Raw genomic sequence first — 18,766 nt, forward strand, 5'->3', positions numbered from 1 at the left:
GACTAATTTTTAAATCATAAAATTAGCCGCTTTCTTTTTTCATTTATTTCGGATAGGACATACGTTGTTTGATATCTTCTAGTTCTCCTTTTGGAATAGCAGCAATTAATTTTTGTGTATACTCTTTTTCTGGATTTGAATAGATGTTATCCGCTGTATTCATTTCTTCTATCTTTCCTTTATTCATAACAATCATACGGTCGCTCATGAATTTTACAACGGAGAGGTCGTGGGAAATAAAGATATACGTAAAATTAAATTTATGTCTCAACTCCAATAGCAAATTAAGGACTTGGGCTTGAACGGAAACATCTAAGGCGGATACCGACTCATCACAGATGATAAAACGAGGTTCTAAGGCTAAGGCACGTGCTACACAAATTCGTTGTCGTTGCCCTCCCGAAAACTCATGAGGATAACGATTAAAATGTTTGCCCTCCAAACTAACCGTTTCAAGTAATTCGATAACTTTTGCCTTTCTTGCTTCATCATTTTCTAATATTCCATGGACTTGCATGGGTTCCATAATAGCATTGCCAATGGTCATTCTAGGATTGAGAGAAGAGTAGGGGTCTTGGAAAATTATTTGGACATCTTTTCGAATCTTTTTTAGCTCTTTGGGTGTCATTGTCAGAATGTCTTTCCCCTCAAACAATACTTGTCCTTCCGTTGCCTCGGTTAAACGAAGAATCGTTCGCCCTAAAGTTGTTTTGCCACAACCAGATTCCCCAACTAAGCCTAATGTTTCGCCAGGATAAACTTTGAAACTAACGTCGTTAACAGCCTTGACCCAGTGAGTTGTTTTGCCCCAGAAGTTTTTTGCTGTGGGGAAGTAGGTTTTTAGACCTTTCACTTCTAATATCGGTGTGTTTTTTTTCAAGGCATCTAGTCGCTGTTCTGTAACAGAAGAGGTAATTTTAAATTGATCTACGACTTCTTTTACCGAAACATCTTTTGCTTCGATAATTCGTTCTTCGTTTTCATTATAACTCACGGTCATAAAATCACTGACAACAGGCAACTGTTTCATTCTAAATTTTAGAGGGGGGCGGCAAGCAAGCAAACTTTTGGTATATGGATGTTTGGGGGCTTGGAAAATATCAAGAACGTTTCCTTCTTCAACGATATGCCCTTTGTACATAACAATGACTCGATCAGCGATTTCAGCAATAACCCCTAAGTCGTGCGTGATAAAAATAATGGATGCTTCAATTTCTTTCCTCAAGTCATCCATCAATTCCAAAATTGCCTTTTGTACGGTAACATCTAAAGCGGTAGTAGGCTCGTCAGCAACCAAAATATTAGGATTGCAAGACAAAGCCATTGCGATCATAACGCGTTGTTTTTGCCCTCCTGATAATTGGTGTGGATAGGCATCAAAAATACGGGTAGGGTTCGGTAATTTTACTTTCTTAAAAAGCTCTAGCGTTAACTCTTTTGCCTTAGTTTTTGTTGTGTCTTGGTGTAGTAAAATCGTTTCGGTTACTTGGTTTCCACAAGTGTAGACAGGGTTTAATGAAGTCATTGGCTCTTGGAAAATCATAGAGATTTCATTTCCCCTAAAATAGCGCATTTTTCTTTTGCTAGCTTGCACCAAATCTACCACCGTGCCATCGGTTCGATGGTACAAAATTTCACCTCCTGCAATGTACCCAGGGGGGCTAGCAATCAAGCGCATGATCGATAAGCAAGTAACTGATTTTCCAGAACCAGATTCCCCTACAATTCCCACAGTTTCTCCTCTATAAATGGTAAAACTTACATCGTCAACTGCTTTTGCAACCCCATCATCTGTCTTGAAATAAGTTTTTAAGTTCCGTACCTCTAACAATACCTTTCGGTCTTTATTTCCCATGCTTTTCAAAATCTTGCTAAAAAATGCTTTTTAATACCCGTTCTTCTGAAACAATTATTCAATAAGTTTCGTTTGTCTATAATTAGTGTCATGTAGATGTAGTGGATTTAATCCACGAATTTGCTAGCCTTAAATATAGTGTAATTTCTATCAAAACAAAACCTTAACAAAGTCAAAAATACCAAAAGGTAGCTAAAAAGCTCTAACTGAATTGACTGCTTGTGGACGAGCTTATTTTTTTGTTAAAAATGAACCTAGGAGGAAACTATTTTGGTAGATTTTTTATTATATTAGCGTATTAATATAAAAATAATAAAAACGTTACAAACCCTTTATTCAAATAAAAAACAAAAAAACATGTCAAAGAATCGTTTTATGTCCTCTTCTAACCCCTTTGTTGGCGAACAAGCCTTTGCTAAAAGCGCACAACAAGATTTGGGAATTACTAAGAGTTCTTCTAATGGGCTGATGACGGTACAAGGCGCTGTAAATAAATCTTTGATACTAACAGGTATCTTAATTATTACAGCAATGGTTTCAGCCATCTATGTGCCCTTTTCCATGCCTTTGTTCTACGGAACTATGTTTGTTGGCTTGGGATTATCTTTAGCTTCTTTTATGAAGCCAACATTAGCTCCAATTACGGCACCATTATATGCTGTTGTCGAGGGAGTTTTTGTAGGAACAATTTCATACCTTTTTGCAGAAATGATTGATCCCTCAATCGTGCTAAATGCTGTTTTGTTAACAGCGCTGTGTTTGGGATCTATGTTGGTTGCCTACAAAACAGGTTTGATTAAAGCAACTCAAAAATTCCGTGCCATTATTACCACAGCAACAGGTGCTATCATGATGATTTATCTGTTGAGTATGGTATTGAGAATGTTTGGCATTACTATTCCTTATCTACACGAAGGTGGAGCTATTGGAATTGGAATTAGTTTGTTCATCATTGGAATTGCTTCACTGAACTTGATTCTTGATTTTGACAACATTGAAAGAGGTGCTCAAATGGGTGCTCCAAAGTACATGGAGTGGGTTTCTGCATTAGGACTTTTAATTACTTTAGTATGGATTTATATCGAAATTCTACGTCTATTAGCAGTTATTGCTGCCAATAGTAGCGACTAATTAAAATCTTAATCTCTTTTATAAACCTGCTAGTATACAACTATTCTAGCAGGTTTATTTTTTTATTATCAGAAGGCTATCTGTGTAAAAAGTTTATGTTTTTTAATAATTATTTAGAAAAATATAGTTAATAAGTACTCGTAATAGGCAATCTATAAGATTGTTCTTTAAATATTAGAGAGCACTTATACAAATTGAATAATAAAAAATGGCATCTAAATTAGAAAAGGTACGAGTAGATAAGTGGCTATGGGCAGTGCGAATTTTTAAAAGTCGTACTTTAGCTACTAATGCTTGTAAGAGTAACAAGGTAATGATTGACGGAGTGGCATTGAAGCCTTCTAGTTCAATAGAAAGAGGCATGACGCTACAAGTAAAAAAAGAAGGCTATAATATGACCTATAAAGTAGTTGATTTATTGGAGAAGAGAGTATCTGCAACTTTAGCAGAGCCTTGTTACGAAAACCTAACTCCAGAGGAAGAGCTTAACAAATTTAAAGATTGGTATTTGTTTCACAAAGGAAGCGCAGAGGTAAGGCAAAAAGGAGCTGGTCGCCCAACTAAGCGAGAGCGAAGAGAAATGGATAAGTTTAAGAATAAATAACCTATTTTTAGTTCTTCTTCTGAAATTTAAGGGGTTTTACCCAACTAACTTATGCTAAAATTAGTTTACTATACTATAGCAAAAGCCCCAATCAATCTTTAAAAATCGTTAGTTTGGGGCGATTTTTGCAGCAACTTTTAGTCAGAGTCTACATTTCAGAGCTATCTTGAATAGACAATCACCAACGGGATATTTACCATGAAGAAACAGTTTAGCTTATTACTTTTAATCATTGCCCTACCGCTTTCATTATGGGCAACGCACAATCGATCAGGAGAAATGACCTACCGACAAATAGGTCAAAACACCATAGAATTAACAATTACAACATATACTAAAACAAGTGGTCAAAGTATTCAAGCAGACCGAGATCGATTAACTGTTAATTGGGGGGATGGAAGTCCAGAAGAAGAAATTTTGCGAACGAGCTTTGTTTCCATTTTTAATGACATACAGGAGAATGTTTATATCGGAAGACATTCTTACCCTGGTGCAAACCCTATTCCTGGGCAACCATATGTTATTTCTATGCAAGACCCCAATCGAAATGACAATATCCTTAATATAAATGGAGGGGCATCTGTTAACGTGCAGTTTTACCTACAAACGGAGGTGTTTTTGTTTAACCCCTCTTTTTTTGGTTACAATAGCTCTCCCATTCTTTTAGAGAAACCTGTAGATTTTGGTGTTGTTGGGCAAGTATTTCAGCATACACCTAACGGATTTGATCCAGATGGGGATAGCATTGCTTACGAATTAATTACCCCAATGCAAGATAGGGGTGTTGCTGTGCCTGGATATCAATTGGTGACGGATATTTCTCCTGGTGCAAATAATCAATTTTCTTTTGATGTAACCACGGGGTTGTTTACTTGGAATGCTCCACAACAAGCAGGAGAATATAATATTGCGATACTAGTCAAGTCGTATAGGAATGGGCAATATCTAGGAGGAATCGTTCGAGATATTCAAATAAAAATAGAATCAGCGGTCAATCGACCGCCAGAATTGGAAGTGATTGCTGATATCTGTGTAGAAGCGGGAAAACTGATAGAGTTTGATGTCAAAGCTTGGGATATAGACCTGCCTCCTCAAACTGTAACGTTAACCGCAACAGGTGGAGCTTTGTCTCCTTCTATTGTGTCGCCAGCAACGTTTACCAATGTTTCAGGAACTGCTCCAGCCGCTTTCCCTTTAACAAGTACTTTTCGTTGGCAAACAGCTTGCGAGCATATTCAACAACAACCTTGGCAAATTGTTTTTAAAGCAAAGGATGATTATATGCAAGGAAGTACCAACGCTTCTTTGGCTACGTTTAAAGTGGTTCAAATTAGAATAATAGCTCCCCCTCCCCAAAACTTGCAAGCTACCGTAACTACTAATCAAGCTGCTCTGACTTGGGACGCTCCTTATATTTGTGAAAATTCAGTTAATTTCTTTGGCTTTACGGTATGGCGTAAAACGGGATGTGATAACTTTGTACCCGATTCTTGCCAAATAGGCTTAGGAGGGCAAGGATATACACAAATTAATAGTGGCTTTGTTACAGGAGCTGCAGGGGGAAGTTATACCTATATTGATAATACAATACAAAGTGGAACATCTTATAGTTATCGAATCTTAGGGGAATTTGCAACTCCAATTTATTATAATGGTGTGGTCACGAATTACCATAGTCCAGTTTCAGGCAAAACATCAGATGAAATTTGTATCGAAACAAGGGAAGACTTGCCCACAATTATTAATGTCGATGTAGAAAGTACTAGTCCGACAGCAGGAGAAATTTTTGTGCGTTGGACAAAACCAATAGCCGAGGAGTTAGATACGTTATTCAATGTACCACCATACCGTTATGAATTGTATCAATCGGATGATATGGCAGGAAATAATTTTGGAACAACTCCAATTTATTCGTCCCCTTCTTATAGTGCATTTTACTTAGCAAATGACACTTTCTTTACCGCAACAGGCTTAAATACATTAGACAAGCCTTACAGTTATCATGTGATGTTCTTTGCAGGAACAGACACCATTGGGACAACGAAAAATGCATCTTCTATTTATCTAGAGGTTGCATCTACTAATCAACAAAATAACCTTTCATGGACAGAGATGGTTCCTTGGCAAAACACAGCTTATGTGGTTTATCAAGAGTCTCCTCTTGGTTCAAATACTTATATAGCATTAGATACTGTAACAGTCCCAGCATATCGGCACACGGGGTTAACGAATGGAGAAGAATATTGTTATCGAGTGATGAGCATTGGTTCTTATAATACCAATACAACACCAGATTCTTTATTTAATAAATCACAAAAAGCTTGTGGTGTACCTTTAGATACCATTGCACCATGTCCGCCTGATCCTTCAGCAATTGTTGCTATTTCTAGTTGTAACAAACTACAAGACGATTCAAATAACCCAGATAGACAACCCTGCCAAGGAAATATAACAAACCCAGATTTCTTGTATAATGAAATTACTTGGTCGAATAACCCAGATCCTTGTGCTAGTGATGTCGCAAAATTTAAAGTTTATTTTGCTCCTTACTGTGATGGGAATTATACACTGGTTTATGAGTCTCAAGGGTTGACAGACACCTCTTTTCAACATGTTCCTTCTCCCACGAATCTAGCTGGTTGCTATTATATTACATCTGTTGATTCTGTAGAAGTAAATGGAGGCGGAAATGAAAGTGATCCAAGTAATGTTATCCGAACAGACAACTGCCCATTTTACGATTTACCAAATACGTTTACCCCCAATGGAGATGGTTCTAATGACTTTTTTAAACCTTGTTTGATTTATCGTTATGTCCGAAGCGTAGAATTTCAAGTGACGAATCGTTGGGGACAAGTGGTGTTTGAAACCAACGACCCTGCCATCAATTGGGATGGAAAAGATCAGAATACGGGACAGGATTTGCCAGAAGGTGTTTATTTTTATACTTGTAATGTGGAACAAAATTGTATGTCCTGTGAGGCTATAAAGCCATTTAAAGGATATATTCATATTATTCGGTCTGCAAATTAGATTCGATAAGCACGGAAAGGATTTCTAATTATTTTTTTGATAAAATGATGATAAGGAGTGAAGTAAAAAAAAAATCTTATTTCCTTTTCTTCAAAAAAATGTTAAATTTGTTTTACTTTGATAGTCCCAACAAATGATTCAAAAGCAAATTCCCTTATATAATGAAAGTACTTACAACATTTTTTTGCAGTTTATTTTTTTTCCAATTGCTAGCTCAAGATGTAAAAAAAGAACTCTATGACGATGGACGAACTAAGGCAGAAGGAGCATACACTTCGGCAAAGTTTAAAACAGGGGTTTGGAAATATTATTACAAAAACGGCAATCTAGAAGCGGAAGGCAATTATAACGGAAAAGAAGCCGGAAAATCAATTGATGTTATTCGAAAAGGTCGAAATTCGGCTATAGATGACAAATCTTCTGTTCGTAATGGCAAGTGGACCTTTTATTATAGTAATGGAAAGAAAAAGGGCACTGCTTCTTACGAAGATGGTTGCCCCAAAGGATTGTTAGTAAAGTGGTACAAGACAGGAGAAAAAATGGAGGAAGCAGAGTACGTCGATTGCAAACCAATGGGGAATAAAAAAGTTTGGGCAAAAGATGGTTGGTTAAAATATGAGACAATTCATGAGGGAAACGGTCGTTCAATGGAGATTGAATGGTACGAAAGTGGAGAGAAAAAATCTGCAATTCCATATAAAAATGGTCAACAATATGGGCGAGTAAAACGTTGGTATGAAAATGGGCAAAAAGAAGAGGATGTCATGATGAAAAATACCAGAGTGCATGGCTCTTATCGTTCTTGGTACTCCAACGGAAATAAGCAACGAGAATTTTTTTCTATAAATAATGTCATGAGTGGGGAGTATAGAGAATGGGACAAAGAAGGAAAGTTGTTATGGGAAATTATAGAATTGACGGACGAAAAGAAGATTTTAATCAAAAGCTACTGGTCCAATGGTCAACTTAAAATGCAAGGAAAATCAGATATGCCACAATCCTTAAGTATCCACCAATGGTCCCAAACCCGTCAAGGGTATTGGACATACTGGTACAAAGACGGTACTGTTACTAAGTCTGAGAAATACTCTAGTGGTCAATTACTGACGGTAGAAATGCCTTAGAAGGTTGAAAGCAAATATAATTTTGATAAATAAGATGCAAGGAGTGCGATGCGCTCCTTTTTTAGTTTGGAGTTTTATCGCGATGAAAATTGTATCAATAATTACTCATTAGCTTAATTAAGAATATACCTAATGGAAGATGTTCGTTTTAATCGTTCGCAACGCTGGAGGCTAGTGTTGGGCAAAAAAGCAGAGGAGGAAGATCAAATTGCTTTGAGTGCAGAAGGGATGGAAATAGACGCAGCTTTAGATGCGTTGTACGAATCTGGACAAAAAGGCGGTCTAGGAAATTCTGCACCAAAAGTTAATCGTTGGCTGGGGGATATACGAAAATATTTCCCGTCTCAAGTTGTTCAAGTAATGCAAAAAGATGCCCTTGAAAATTTAGGGCTAAAACAAATGTTGCTAGAACCAGAAATGCTAGAAAGTGTTGATGCCGATGTGCATCTAGTAGGGACACTCTTATCTCTGAATAGCGTTATTCCTAGCAAAACTAAAGAAACTGCTCGTTTGGTTGTTCGAAAAGTTGTAGAGGATTTAAAAAAACGCTTAGAATATCCATTATTAGAAGCTATTAAAGGAGCCTTAAACCAAGCTGTTCGTAATAGAAGACCTAAATTTAAAGAAATAAACTGGGGCAAAACCATTCGTGCCAATTTAAAACATTATCAAACAGAATATAAAACTATTATCCCACATCAATTGATTGGTTATGGGAAAAAAGGGCAGGCATTAAAAGAAATTATTTTGTGTATTGATCAAAGTGGTTCTATGGCTAGTTCTGTTGTTTATTCTAGTATTTTTGCTGCTGTTTTGGCTTCTTTGCCAGCTATAAAAACTCATATGGTTGTTTTTGATACTGCTGTAGCTGATTTAACCAAAGATATGGATGATCCTGTAGATTTATTGTTTGGTACGCAACTGGGTGGGGGAACAGATATTCACAAAGCGTTGAATTATGTGGAGACTTTGGTTCGGAATCCAGAAGATACTATTCTAATTTTAATTTCAGATTTGTACGAAGGTGGAAATGAGGAAAAAATGCTCCAACAAGCTAAAAAGATACAAAAAAAAGGCGTGAACTTTATCTCGCTATTGGCTTTGAGTGATGAAGGGGCACCTATCTACGATAAGCAAGTAGCCGCTCGTTATGCCAACTTAAATATTCCTGTTTTTGCTTGTACGCCTGATTTGTTTCCAAGTATGATGGCTGCTGCACTCAAAAAGGAAGACATGTATCTTTGGATGGCAAAAAATGATATTGTAAAACGCTAATAAAATTTGAAGCTCTAGAAATACATCCTAGAGCTTCAAATGATTGCCTAATACGTTTTTGTCATGCGTTCTGGAACTGCTAAAATATAATCGGCTTTGTTGATATGGTCTTGATTTAATTTATCTATTCGTTCTTGCTCTACCGTACTAATAACAACAATTTTTAAATCTGGTTTTAATTGGCGTAAGTACCAGACGATACCTTCTTTGTTATCAGAATGAAAGTTACCATTAAAATGTAAAAACAACTCCCCCTCACTCCAATTGCCATAAATGAAATGCGCCATAGTTGCGTCCTTAATCATCTGCGCTTGTGGGTAATATTTAGGGTTCTCAGTCATTCCATGCATGTTCATTTCTAACATGCTTTTGTAACAAGACAAGTCATAGTCTTCTTTTATGGGTAAGGGAGCAATAAAAACTTTGGAGTATTCAGGCAATTTTTCTAGATGTTCCAAGCCATTTCTGAACACAGCAGATGCATAACGTCTAGGAACGTTTGTAGCAATAAAGCTTAAACTGTTCTCTTTGGCAAAGGAAACGAGCCCCTTGTAATCTGTTTGGTAATTGGACCATAGTCGCGCTTCTTTTTCAAAGCTTTTTTCAGAAATGAAATTTTCTATGTACTCGTTTAGGAGTAGTTGGTTATCTGTTTCAAACATCTCAGCCCCCAAGACAAGGTTTTGAATTTCTTTTGCATATAAATCTCTGGTAACTTCTAATTGTAACCAGTGACAAATAGGATTGTTGTGCAGCTCTCCGAAAAAAACAATATCAGCTTGTTCTAAGTCTTTTATCATTTTAGAATAAGCAACTTCTTTTCCTTTATTATTAAATAGATTGTACGCCTTAGGTTGTGCAAAAGTAGTTGTTGACAAAGCTAAGAGTAAACATAAAATTCGAGTAATTGTGATCATTGATTTTCTTCTAGATTAAATTTGTAATTAAATTCTTCGGGGGCTTCATAAAATTTGTACCGACAACCAATTCCAATATTCAATGTAAAAATGGTAGTTTGGTTTTGGGCAACGGAACTCTTTTGTTCCAAAACAGGTTGCTGCACCATGTTTTGACCGTTTAAGGCAAATCGTTCTTCCAGTAAGTCCCCTTTTCTTAAACCTGCGGCATATAAAATAGCAGCATTAGCAAACATACTAAATTTAGGTGTAAAATGATAACCGACAGAGAAACTCGCTTGCACAGCCCCCACGGGATCTATTCCGTAAGACCAAGTCAATACCTCTAATGTATCTAGTATTATATCTGCACTAGTAATATTTCCTCCAGAATATCCTAGTATCCCTACACTTGCTCCTATACTATAATAGAGCTTTTTTTTACTGGAAAAATGAATGCCAATCAAGCTGTACAGAGAGTTCCAAGGACTTCCTTCCAACTTGAAAAGAGAAAAATGCAATCGGGATGCTTCAGACTGAAAGCTGTGGTGCATGTACCCGAATGTCAAGCCGATTCTCCATGGAGAAGATGGCATTGGTGTAAAACTACCTAACAATTCTACGTGTCCTCCGATGTCTGCTGCGGAGCGATCATCACTAATATTGGTTAGTAGACGATATTTGCCTAGAGGAATTGATATCCCTCCTCGTACTCGCAGATCAAATTTAGCTTGAAATGTTTTGCCGTTGTCAATTCCATCTAACTGGGCTGTTGCTATTGTAGAATTGAGCGATAGGATAAGTATAATAAGATACATCATAGTGCCAAATTAAGATGAGTAGCCTTGGTAAGGCTTGCCAAAGGGGCTTATAGAAAGATAGGGATTTTTGTTAAATTCTAGGTTCCTTTTTTGTGGTATTAATATTTAATTAAAAATAATATTGCATAGAACGGTCTAGTTTATAAAGTTGCAGGATTCGAATTCTTCTATTTTTGTAAACTCAAGGGAGCTCCTAATTCTTGTTTTTGAGGTGATATATAAATGGTTTAAACGTTTATTTTGCTTCATCTGCGAATTGCTCACTGTTGGGGCTTTTGACGAGCTAAAAAAGCATAAAAATGAAGCGAAAGAACAAGTTTTACATGTTTGTTATTAAAAAATATATAAATAGATGTTTTCCAAGTTTTTAGGTGTTATTTATTTCTTTTTTTTATTAGGAAAATACTACTCGTTTTTGTACCTTTGCAAGGTTGATTTCAATTAGACCCATCGTGAATGGGGTACCAAAAAAAATAAACAAAAAAAAGTATGGATTCAACCCAAAAAATAATACCAATTAATATTGAAGAGGAAATGAAATCCGCATACATTGATTATTCAATGTCGGTGATTGTTTCTAGAGCATTGCCTGATGTTAGAGATGGTTTAAAGCCTGTTCATCGCAGGGTGCTGTATGGAATGTCTCAACTAGGCTTAACCTATTCTAAAGGACATAAAAAATCAGCTCGTATCGTCGGGGAGGTCTTGGGTAAATACCACCCACATGGGGACTCGTCAGTTTATGATACAATGGTAAGAATGGCGCAACCATGGTCTTTGCGTTATCCTTTAGTTAATGGGCAGGGGAACTTTGGTTCTATTGATGGTGATAGCCCTGCTGCTATGCGTTATACGGAAGCAAAACTAGAGCGAATTAGTAATGATTTACTCGCTGACTTAGGTAAAAATACCGTAGATTTTCAAGATAACTTTGATGATACGATCAAGGAGCCTACTGTATTACCAACTAAGATTCCTAACCTATTGGTCAATGGTGCCTCTGGGATTGCCGTGGGGATGGCTACTAATATGTTGCCCCATAATCTGACAGAAGTTGTTAATGGTATCCTTGCTTATGTTGATAATCAAGATATTACTATTGAAGAATTGATTGAACATGTAAAGGGACCTGATTTCCCTACAGGAGGGACAATTTATGGTACTGATGGGGTACATCAAGCCTTGGCAACTGGTCGTGGTCGTGTAGTCGTTCGTGCAAAAACAGAAATAGAGATAACCAAAACTGGAAAGGAACGGATTATTGTTACCGAAATTCCATTTCAAGTTAACAAAGCTAATTTGATCATCAAAATTGCTGAATTGGTCAACTCGAAAAAGATAGAAGGAATTTCTGATCTGAGGGACGAATCGGATCGAAAAGGAATGCGCATCGTTATTGAGCTTAAACGTGATGTTAGTCCAAATGTAGTCTTAAGTAAGTTGTTTAAATATAGTCCTTTGCAAACTTCTTATGGTGTTAATAATATTTGTTTGGTAGATGGTCGCCCAGAATTGCTAAACTTGAAGGACATCATTAGAGAATTTGTCAAGTTTCGCTTAGAAGTAATTCTTAGACGTGCTAAATTTGATAAAGAGAAAGCAGAAAAAAGAGCGCATATTTTACAAGGGCTTTTGGCAGCATTGGATCGTTTAGATGAAATTATTAGCCTGATTCGAGCATCTAAGAATGCAGACGAAGCTAAAGAGGGATTGATGGCTTTCGATTTCACGCCTAAAGGTGATGCTTTGGATAGTTTCTTGGGACAACATCCTTTAAAAGGGAATAAACTCTCGGAAGAACAAGCTAAGGCGATTTTGGATATGCGTTTACAACGTTTAACAGGTCTAGAGAGAGATAAATTGGTTGGTGAATTTGACGAATTAATTGTTCAAATTGCCGACTTAACAGATATTATAGAGAGAGAGCCTCGCCGATATGATATTATCAGAGAAGAACTGACGGAAATCAATGATAAATATGGAGATGCTCGCCGCACGGATATTACTTATGCCGAAGGCGAAATTTCCATAGAGGATATGATCGAGAATGAGCAAGTTGTGGTAACAATTTCTCATTTAGGATATATTAAGCGCACTCCTGTAACTGAATATAGAACTCAAAGCCGAGGTGGAGTTGGCGCTAACGCTGCCAAAACAAGGGATAAAGATTTTATAGAGCATATTTTTGTAACAGATACGCATAATTATTTATTGTTATTTACCTCACAAGGACGATGTCACTGGTTAAGAGTCTTTGAAATTCCTAAAGGGGCAAAAGCATCTAAAGGTAGAGCAATTCAGAATTTGCTTCAGCTGCAGCCAAATGATAAAATTAAAGCGTACATCCCTATCAAAGATTTGAAAGATGAAGAGTTCTTAAAATCTCATAATCTTATCTTTGCAACGAAGAAAGGTATTGTTAAAAAAACGGACGTTACGGCTTATTCTAGACCTAGAACCAATGGTGTAAATGCTTTGACGATCCGTGAAGATGATGAATTGATTGAGGTTAAATTGACTGATGGTACCAATCACATTATTCTAGCAACTCGAGAAGGTAAAGCGATTCGATTCCACGAGCAAGACGTTCGAGAAATGGGGCGTACAGCTACGGGGGTGAAAGGTATTAAATTAGGTACATTCAAGGATAATGTTGTAGTTGGGATGGTTTGCGTAGCTGAAGATGGTGAAAAAACAATCTTAGTAGTTTCTGAGAATGGTATTGGTAAACGTACGGTTTTAGACGAGTATCGCCCACAGACTCGAGGAGGAAAAGGTGTTAAAACAATTAATGTTACTGCTAAAACAGGTAACTTGATTGCCATAAAAGCAACCACCGATAACGACGATATGGTAATTATCAATAAATCGGGAATTACTATTCGCTTGGCTGTGAAGAATGTTCCAACTACTGGTAGAGCAACTCAAGGGGTCAAATTAATTGACTTAAGAAAGGATGCAATCGCTGATGTAGGATTGATTATAGATGGGCAATTGGAGCAAGAAGATGAGGAAAATGAAGAAGGAACAGAGTTAAACGAAAATTCTACAGATGAGAATGCAAGTGACTCTTCAAAAAATGACAACTCGGAAGAAGTTTAATTTTGCAATACCGATGTAAAATAAATTCTATGGGCAGCTTGATTTTTTCAAGCTGCTTTTTATTTTCAATATCTATCATTTGTTGATAGATGACATACGCCAAAGTGCGATTTTACCGCATCTATAGAATTTGATTACTTGTAGGTGAATGCATTTGCGACGGGTGTACTTGGTTTTGTAATTTCACCTAAAAAAGCTTTAATCGCAGTTTTTTACAGTTGTTTTGGTACTCTTCTCTTTTATTTGTTAATGTGGTTTGTGTTTTAAGATAATATTAACAAAATTTCAGTCTATATAATTGATAATTAAATACTTATGAGTTGCTGTCAGCTTAAACGAGTTGATTTATTTTTTTAGTAAAAGAACAAAATAGGGGGGAAGTGTTAAAAAAAATGAATTGAAAAAAAAAATGGCAAGGTATTTTCCTATTTTTGCATTAGAATATAATGGCAAAAGTAAAAGAGCCATAAAAATTATTTTCTAGATAAAAATAAAATATGATAATGAAGAAATTTTTCTTAGGCTTTCTAGCAATAGCAAGTGCCACAACTATTAATGCTCAGAATCCCAGAACGTCAATGGTAAATGCTTCGATGAGTTTGGAAATGTATGATACAGACCCAACAAAAATAGAGGAGTTGAAAAAGGCGAAAGAAGATATTGATTATGCAGCAGCACACGAAACAACGGCTGGTGATCCTAAAGTGTGGAGATACAGAGGAAAAATCTATAATCGTATTGCTTTTAACGCCAAATTAAAGGCGGACAACAAAAATGCTGGTGTTCTAGCATTAGAATCTTTTTCAAAAGCTTGGGATCTTGAAGCAGAAAAGCTAAAAACTAAAGGTAAAGATATTTCTAAAATTCCTGGAAAATCAGATTTTCAATCAGGTTTTGAAGGGGCGTGCCGTGCTTTGTACAACGGTGGAGCAGATGCTTATAACGCAGAAGATTATCAATTGGCTTACGAATCTTTTACAGGAATTCTAACAATTCGCCCTAAAACTGCTAAGGGATTAGCTAAAAAGCCTGTAAGCTTAGTTACTGCTAGCAAAATTGATATGGAAAAAGAAGCTGCTAGGTTAGGAGGAATGTCTGCTATTCAACTAGGCAAACCTAAAGAAGCAGAATTTTTGTTATTGCCACTTCTTGAAGGTAAAAAAATTGACGAAAAATTAATTCCTACTACTTACAGCATGTTGGCAGGAGCTTGGCAAAAAGCAGGAGATAACAAGAAAGCTAAAGAAGTTTTGTCTAAAGCTAGAAAAGAGTATCCTACCAATCAAAGCTTACTGATTGCTGAAATCAATATCGCTTTGTCTGAAGGAAAACTACAAGAATTGGAAGGGAAGTTGAAGCAAGCAGTTGAAGGTGACAAAGAGAATGTTGAGCTGCATTTCGTGCTTGGGAACGTTTATGATGGCATTTTTAGAGAAAAATTGGAGGCTGGAGACGCTGAAATGGCGAAAGATTTCTTTGACAAAGCTGTCTCTTGGTATAAAAAAGCAGCAGAAATAGACCCTAAGCATTTTAACTCTTCTTATAGCTTAGGAGCACTTCATGTAAATTACTCAAATTCATTCGCAAAAGCAATGAACGAAATTACAAATATGAAGGACCCTAAATTTAAAGAATATCAAGCTCGTTATAATGAGTTGTTGGATTTAGGCTTAGCACATTTGCAAACTGCTGAAGAGATTAACCCAGATGATTTGGGTGTTGCTATAGCTCTAAAGGAAGTTTATAGCCGCAAAGATGATGAAGCTAATTACCTTAAATACAAAGCAAAAGTTGAAAAATTGAAAAAATAAAATTGAAAATCTTTTCAATTTCTGAAAGCAAACTTGGACTCTCCAAGTTTGCTTTTTTTATTGTACTCTTCTCGTCTTGCGGGCAGTCTTTTTATTAGAAAACAAGGAAAAAGGGGATATTGGGTGCAAAAAACGAAACTTCTATTTAACATAATATAAATTATAGGCAAAAAATGAACGACAGAAAAAGAACACGTATACCAACAGTTTTTGGCACAGCCACAGGAGCCGAAGCTCTAAAACTTGTCAAACATTTAATCTATGAATTAAAGGGATGATAAAGTATTATGATTTTTTAGTTGGGATTCCTGGAGAGAATCCTAAAGAATGGAAACTCCAAAAGTTAAAACTTGCGGCTATGAGTCCCGAAATGGCTGTTTATACAAGACAATTTTTAAGGGTTGGCAGAAGCCCTAAACGAGACAGAAAATACCATTTAGGTAAAGACGATGATAATAAATTGAGCCTCGCTTATATGTCTGTCAGAAAGATCATTGAATACGATTTGACAGCGACCAACGGCAATACTAGATACACCTTTAAGAAAGTAAATGAATACCGAATTGACAAGAATCTAAAGATAGTTTGATAATGGAAAAAGCAAGAATACCAAAAGGACTAGCACCATTGGAATTTATATTATTCTATTTACATCCATTTCCAAGGAACCAAAAACTAATTAAAAAATCAAATAACAACAAAATGAAAGCAATAGAAGTTAAACCAGACTTTCTTCCTGCAAACTTGAAAGTAAAATCCGCAAAGTTGGTAAACCAAGACGGTATAGAGAAAATCATTGTAGCAGTAAAAGAAGGCGCAAATGATCTAATACTATCATTCACAAATGAAGGCGGTCTATTTGAGCAAATTATTGAGAGCATACACGAAGCAGGCACTCCCCTATACATTCAAGTTGAGGCATTTTTTAATGATTTATTTAACCGCTTACCTCGCTTTATCGAGCAAGATAGTATCCGCTATGAATTAGGGCGTTTTCCTGCTCCTGGTAAAGAGCATGATAGAGTTGTTTACCAAGCTGTAAATCTCAAGGAAATAGCAAAAGACAAATTAATCTTAGTAGAAGTTAAAGCTCCTGCTATGATCCGAGCCAATTCATTAATGCACCAAAAACTAGAGAATCTAGGATTCTTATAAAAACAGGGGTTTACTGTGGGGCGGTTGTCTAGCGTTTTTTTTGGTAATAATTTCCCTAGACACAGCGATACCGCCCCACTTTTGAATAGTACAGGAAATTTGACTGAGGGCGCTCAGCTCCTGGACAGATCCCGAAGCTCGAGCTGAACCAGGTAAAAAATATAAGTCATTGTAAAATAACTAATTATATGATTTCAATTGGAAAGAATAAAAAAGAAAGGAAAAGTGCAGAAATAAAAAAAGTGTACTTGAATCGTACACTAAATAGTAAAGAAAGGCTTTTAAAGTAGGTTCGATTCCTACCCTATTACAAGGACAGCAGATTGCTGTAAGCTGACCGAGCAGCTTTAAATATATTCGGATTTTAAACAGATAGATTAAAATGATTGACGGCTAAAGCAATCATTATTATAAGATTAAACGAACTATAAAAATGAAAGACAATTTTATAGAAAGGCTTTCTCATGCCTCAAATATAGGCTTTTTTCAGATGCTAAACAAGAAAGAGAGTGTTAAAGTTGCTTCTGGTATGCTTGATTTATTCCAACAAAAATGGAATAATCAGAAAGGACACGAAAGAGGCGGGATTGTATCAAGTACATACGATGTGCTGCACGCTATTTTAGATTGTGTAGGGCCCACAATGGAGGATGTCAGAAAAAAACAACCAGAACTATTTGTACAATCAATCTTGGACGAGAAGATATTTGTTTTCATTTATAGGAAAACTCTTATATCCAAAATCAATAAAGGAGGAAAACACATATCAGCAGAATTAAAACCCGAAACAATAGGCAATCAGCTCAAAAGATTAATGGAAGCAGGGGTTTTGATAGAAAAAAGAAATTACAACCTTAGAAGGGCAAAAAATGGCGAATTAGAGAACCCTTTACCCTCCGACTTGAACCCAAAAGGAAGAGGAAAAGTACAATATTTTTTCAATCCCAAAGTACTTGTTTTCAACTCTGCTTTTGACCGCCTAAAAACGTATTTAAACAATTCTTTTCAGCAATATAGGGTAAACCCTTTCTATTTAAAAAGAAAGCTTAATAAAACAATAATAGATAAACCTACTAATGTGAATAATCAAAAGGCTTCGGCTATCGCCGAGAGTGAGTCTAAGACAAGAATAAATAAGGAACTAGGACGCAGATTATCTCAAAAAAACAAAATTTCGCCCCGCCAATTTGACAGCAAAAAGGAATTTAATACCCATCAATTACTAGAGCTTTGCCGTGCTAGATTGTTTGACGGTCGAGTGTTCACAGATGTAATTGAAAAAGGATCTCTCCAGGCCATCGAGGACAGAATCAAACAAACTATTGAAGCGGTTGAAGCTTACAATTCTGAAAAGGTCAAAACTTACACGGCTAGAGAGAAGTATAAAAATTCTACTCGTAAAGAGTGGATGCTGCGAAAGTATCGGGAAAAACTACCAACCCCATACAGAGCAGCCATTGAAATAATGAGCTTTGCCATTCAGAAGCAAGAAAAGAACGCCATAAGCAAAGGATACCTTTGCAAGATCAAACGGCACAATAACGACCCAGTACAATTGTTCACCTCAAGTAATTTTGAGTATGCTTTGAATTATTCTATCAGCGATTGGCGCAAGATTAATGATAACTTTTTTATCAAACACAAATCTTATTCAGCCTATTGTACAATAGTTGGAATGGTTGGCAAAATATACACTTACATCCTTGATTTAGCTTATCAAAGCCAAAGCATAGCCCTAGCTTATACTGAAAGTTTACAAGCCTGTGGAAAGCTCCAAACGAAAATAAATCAAAATACGATTCTCACCGAATCGAACAAGAAGGCCCTCAATGTTTTGATAAAAACAAAATTTGCTCCCCTATTCAGTTCTTTATCTCAAGAAGAAAAGGAACGCTTGAGAGCAGCCGCCAAAAATAAGGCGCATGGATCCACATACCAAAATACAAAAACTGCTTAATC

General features: G+C 36.4%; 13 protein-coding genes. 10 read left to right on the plus strand and 3 right to left on the minus strand.

The features are described from left to right. Positions 1-43 precede the first annotated feature (43 nt). Positions 44-1,855, minus strand: coding sequence for an ABC transporter ATP-binding protein (locus CG11_RS03520; RefSeq protein ID WP_052593193.1), 1,812 nt, complete (start codon positions 1,853-1,855; stop codon positions 44-46). 357 nt (positions 1,856-2,212) lie between these two features. Between CG11_RS03520 and CG11_RS03525 the strand changes: the two genes are divergently transcribed. The 5 genes from CG11_RS03525 to CG11_RS03545 all read left to right on the plus strand — a co-directional run bounded on the left by CG11_RS03525 (position 2,213) and on the right by CG11_RS03545 (position 9,022). Next, complete coding sequence (locus CG11_RS03525; RefSeq protein WP_052593194.1) at positions 2,213-2,986, plus strand: Bax inhibitor-1/YccA family protein; 774 nt, start codon at positions 2,213-2,215, stop codon at positions 2,984-2,986. Between the two features lie 208 nt (positions 2,987-3,194). Next, the gene (locus CG11_RS03530; RefSeq protein WP_052593196.1) at positions 3,195-3,590 is read left to right on the plus strand and encodes an RNA-binding S4 domain-containing protein; all 396 of its coding nucleotides are present in this window, start codon (positions 3,195-3,197) and stop codon (positions 3,588-3,590) included. Between the two features lie 198 nt (positions 3,591-3,788). Beyond that, positions 3,789-6,623: a gliding motility-associated C-terminal domain-containing protein gene (locus CG11_RS03535; protein WP_052593198.1), complete on the plus strand. Its 2,835-nt coding sequence runs from the start codon at positions 3,789-3,791 to the stop codon at positions 6,621-6,623. 161 nt (positions 6,624-6,784) lie between these two features. After that, positions 6,785-7,747 (plus strand): toxin-antitoxin system YwqK family antitoxin, encoded by a 963-nt coding sequence (locus CG11_RS03540; protein WP_052593200.1) that lies wholly within the window; start codon positions 6,785-6,787, stop codon positions 7,745-7,747. Positions 7,748-7,879: 132 nt separating this feature from the next. After that, positions 7,880-9,022: a VWA domain-containing protein gene (locus tag CG11_RS03545; RefSeq protein WP_052593202.1), complete on the plus strand. Its 1,143-nt coding sequence runs from the start codon at positions 7,880-7,882 to the stop codon at positions 9,020-9,022. Between the two features lie 47 nt (positions 9,023-9,069). Here CG11_RS03545 and CG11_RS03550 read toward each other — a convergent pair whose 3' ends face one another. Continuing rightward, the gene (locus CG11_RS03550; protein ID WP_052593204.1) at positions 9,070-9,939 is read right to left on the minus strand and encodes a ChaN family lipoprotein; all 870 of its coding nucleotides are present in this window, start codon (positions 9,937-9,939) and stop codon (positions 9,070-9,072) included. After that, entirely contained in the window at positions 9,936-10,739 is an 804-nt protein-coding gene (locus CG11_RS03555; protein WP_156039643.1) for a hypothetical protein, read from the minus strand. The genes CG11_RS03550 and CG11_RS03555 overlap by 4 nt, the downstream gene beginning before the upstream one ends. A 489-nt stretch (positions 10,740-11,228) precedes the next feature. On the opposite strand from CG11_RS03555, the gene gyrA reads away from it, so the two are divergent. From gyrA to CG11_RS03580, 5 genes are all read left to right on the plus strand, one after another. Beyond that, a complete protein-coding gene (gene gyrA / locus CG11_RS03560; protein ID WP_052593207.1) occupies positions 11,229-13,841 on the plus strand; it encodes a DNA gyrase subunit A in 2,613 nt (870 codons plus the stop codon). A gap of 503 nt (positions 13,842-14,344) precedes the next feature. Further along, positions 14,345-15,652 (plus strand): lipopolysaccharide assembly protein LapB, encoded by a 1,308-nt coding sequence (locus tag CG11_RS03565; protein WP_052593209.1) that lies wholly within the window; start codon positions 14,345-14,347, stop codon positions 15,650-15,652. Positions 15,653-15,926: 274 nt separating this feature from the next. Next, positions 15,927-16,241 (plus strand): hypothetical protein, encoded by a 315-nt coding sequence (locus tag CG11_RS03570; RefSeq protein WP_052593212.1) that lies wholly within the window; start codon positions 15,927-15,929, stop codon positions 16,239-16,241. A gap of 2 nt (positions 16,242-16,243) precedes the next feature. Further along, a complete protein-coding gene (locus CG11_RS03575; RefSeq protein ID WP_052593214.1) occupies positions 16,244-16,807 on the plus strand; it encodes a hypothetical protein in 564 nt (187 codons plus the stop codon). A gap of 433 nt (positions 16,808-17,240) precedes the next feature. Further along, on the plus strand, positions 17,241-18,764 hold the full coding sequence (locus CG11_RS03580) for a hypothetical protein (protein ID WP_052593216.1): 1,524 nt from the start codon (positions 17,241-17,243) through the stop codon (positions 18,762-18,764). The last annotated feature ends 2 nt before the right edge of the window (positions 18,765-18,766 follow it).

The organism is Aureispira sp. CCB-QB1 (genome assembly GCF_000724545.1).
GTDB lineage: Bacteria > Bacteroidota > Bacteroidia > Chitinophagales > Saprospiraceae > Aureispira.

Coding starts and splice junctions, on each gene's coding strand:
- CG11_RS03525 (WP_052593194.1), top strand. CDS start 2,213: ATGTCAAAGAATCGTTTTATGTCCTCTTCTAACCCCTTTGTTGGCGAA.
- CG11_RS03550 (WP_052593204.1), bottom strand. CDS start 9,939: ATGATCACAATTACTCGAATTTTATGTTTACTCTTAGCTTTGTCAACA.
- CG11_RS03530 (WP_052593196.1), top strand. CDS start 3,195: ATGGCATCTAAATTAGAAAAGGTACGAGTAGATAAGTGGCTATGGGCA.
- CG11_RS03540 (WP_052593200.1), top strand. CDS start 6,785: ATGAAAGTACTTACAACATTTTTTTGCAGTTTATTTTTTTTCCAATTG.
- gyrA (WP_052593207.1), top strand. CDS start 11,229: ATGGATTCAACCCAAAAAATAATACCAATTAATATTGAAGAGGAAATG.
- CG11_RS03535 (WP_052593198.1), top strand. CDS start 3,789: ATGAAGAAACAGTTTAGCTTATTACTTTTAATCATTGCCCTACCGCTT.
- CG11_RS03575 (WP_052593214.1), top strand. CDS start 16,244: ATGGAAAAAGCAAGAATACCAAAAGGACTAGCACCATTGGAATTTATA.
- CG11_RS03545 (WP_052593202.1), top strand. CDS start 7,880: ATGGAAGATGTTCGTTTTAATCGTTCGCAACGCTGGAGGCTAGTGTTG.
- CG11_RS03565 (WP_052593209.1), top strand. CDS start 14,345: ATGAAGAAATTTTTCTTAGGCTTTCTAGCAATAGCAAGTGCCACAACT.
- CG11_RS03580 (WP_052593216.1), top strand. CDS start 17,241: ATGAAAGACAATTTTATAGAAAGGCTTTCTCATGCCTCAAATATAGGC.
- CG11_RS03570 (WP_052593212.1), top strand. CDS start 15,927: ATGATAAAGTATTATGATTTTTTAGTTGGGATTCCTGGAGAGAATCCT.
- CG11_RS03555 (WP_156039643.1), bottom strand. CDS start 10,739: ATGATGTATCTTATTATACTTATCCTATCGCTCAATTCTACAATAGCA.
- CG11_RS03520 (WP_052593193.1), bottom strand. CDS start 1,855: ATGGGAAATAAAGACCGAAAGGTATTGTTAGAGGTACGGAACTTAAAA.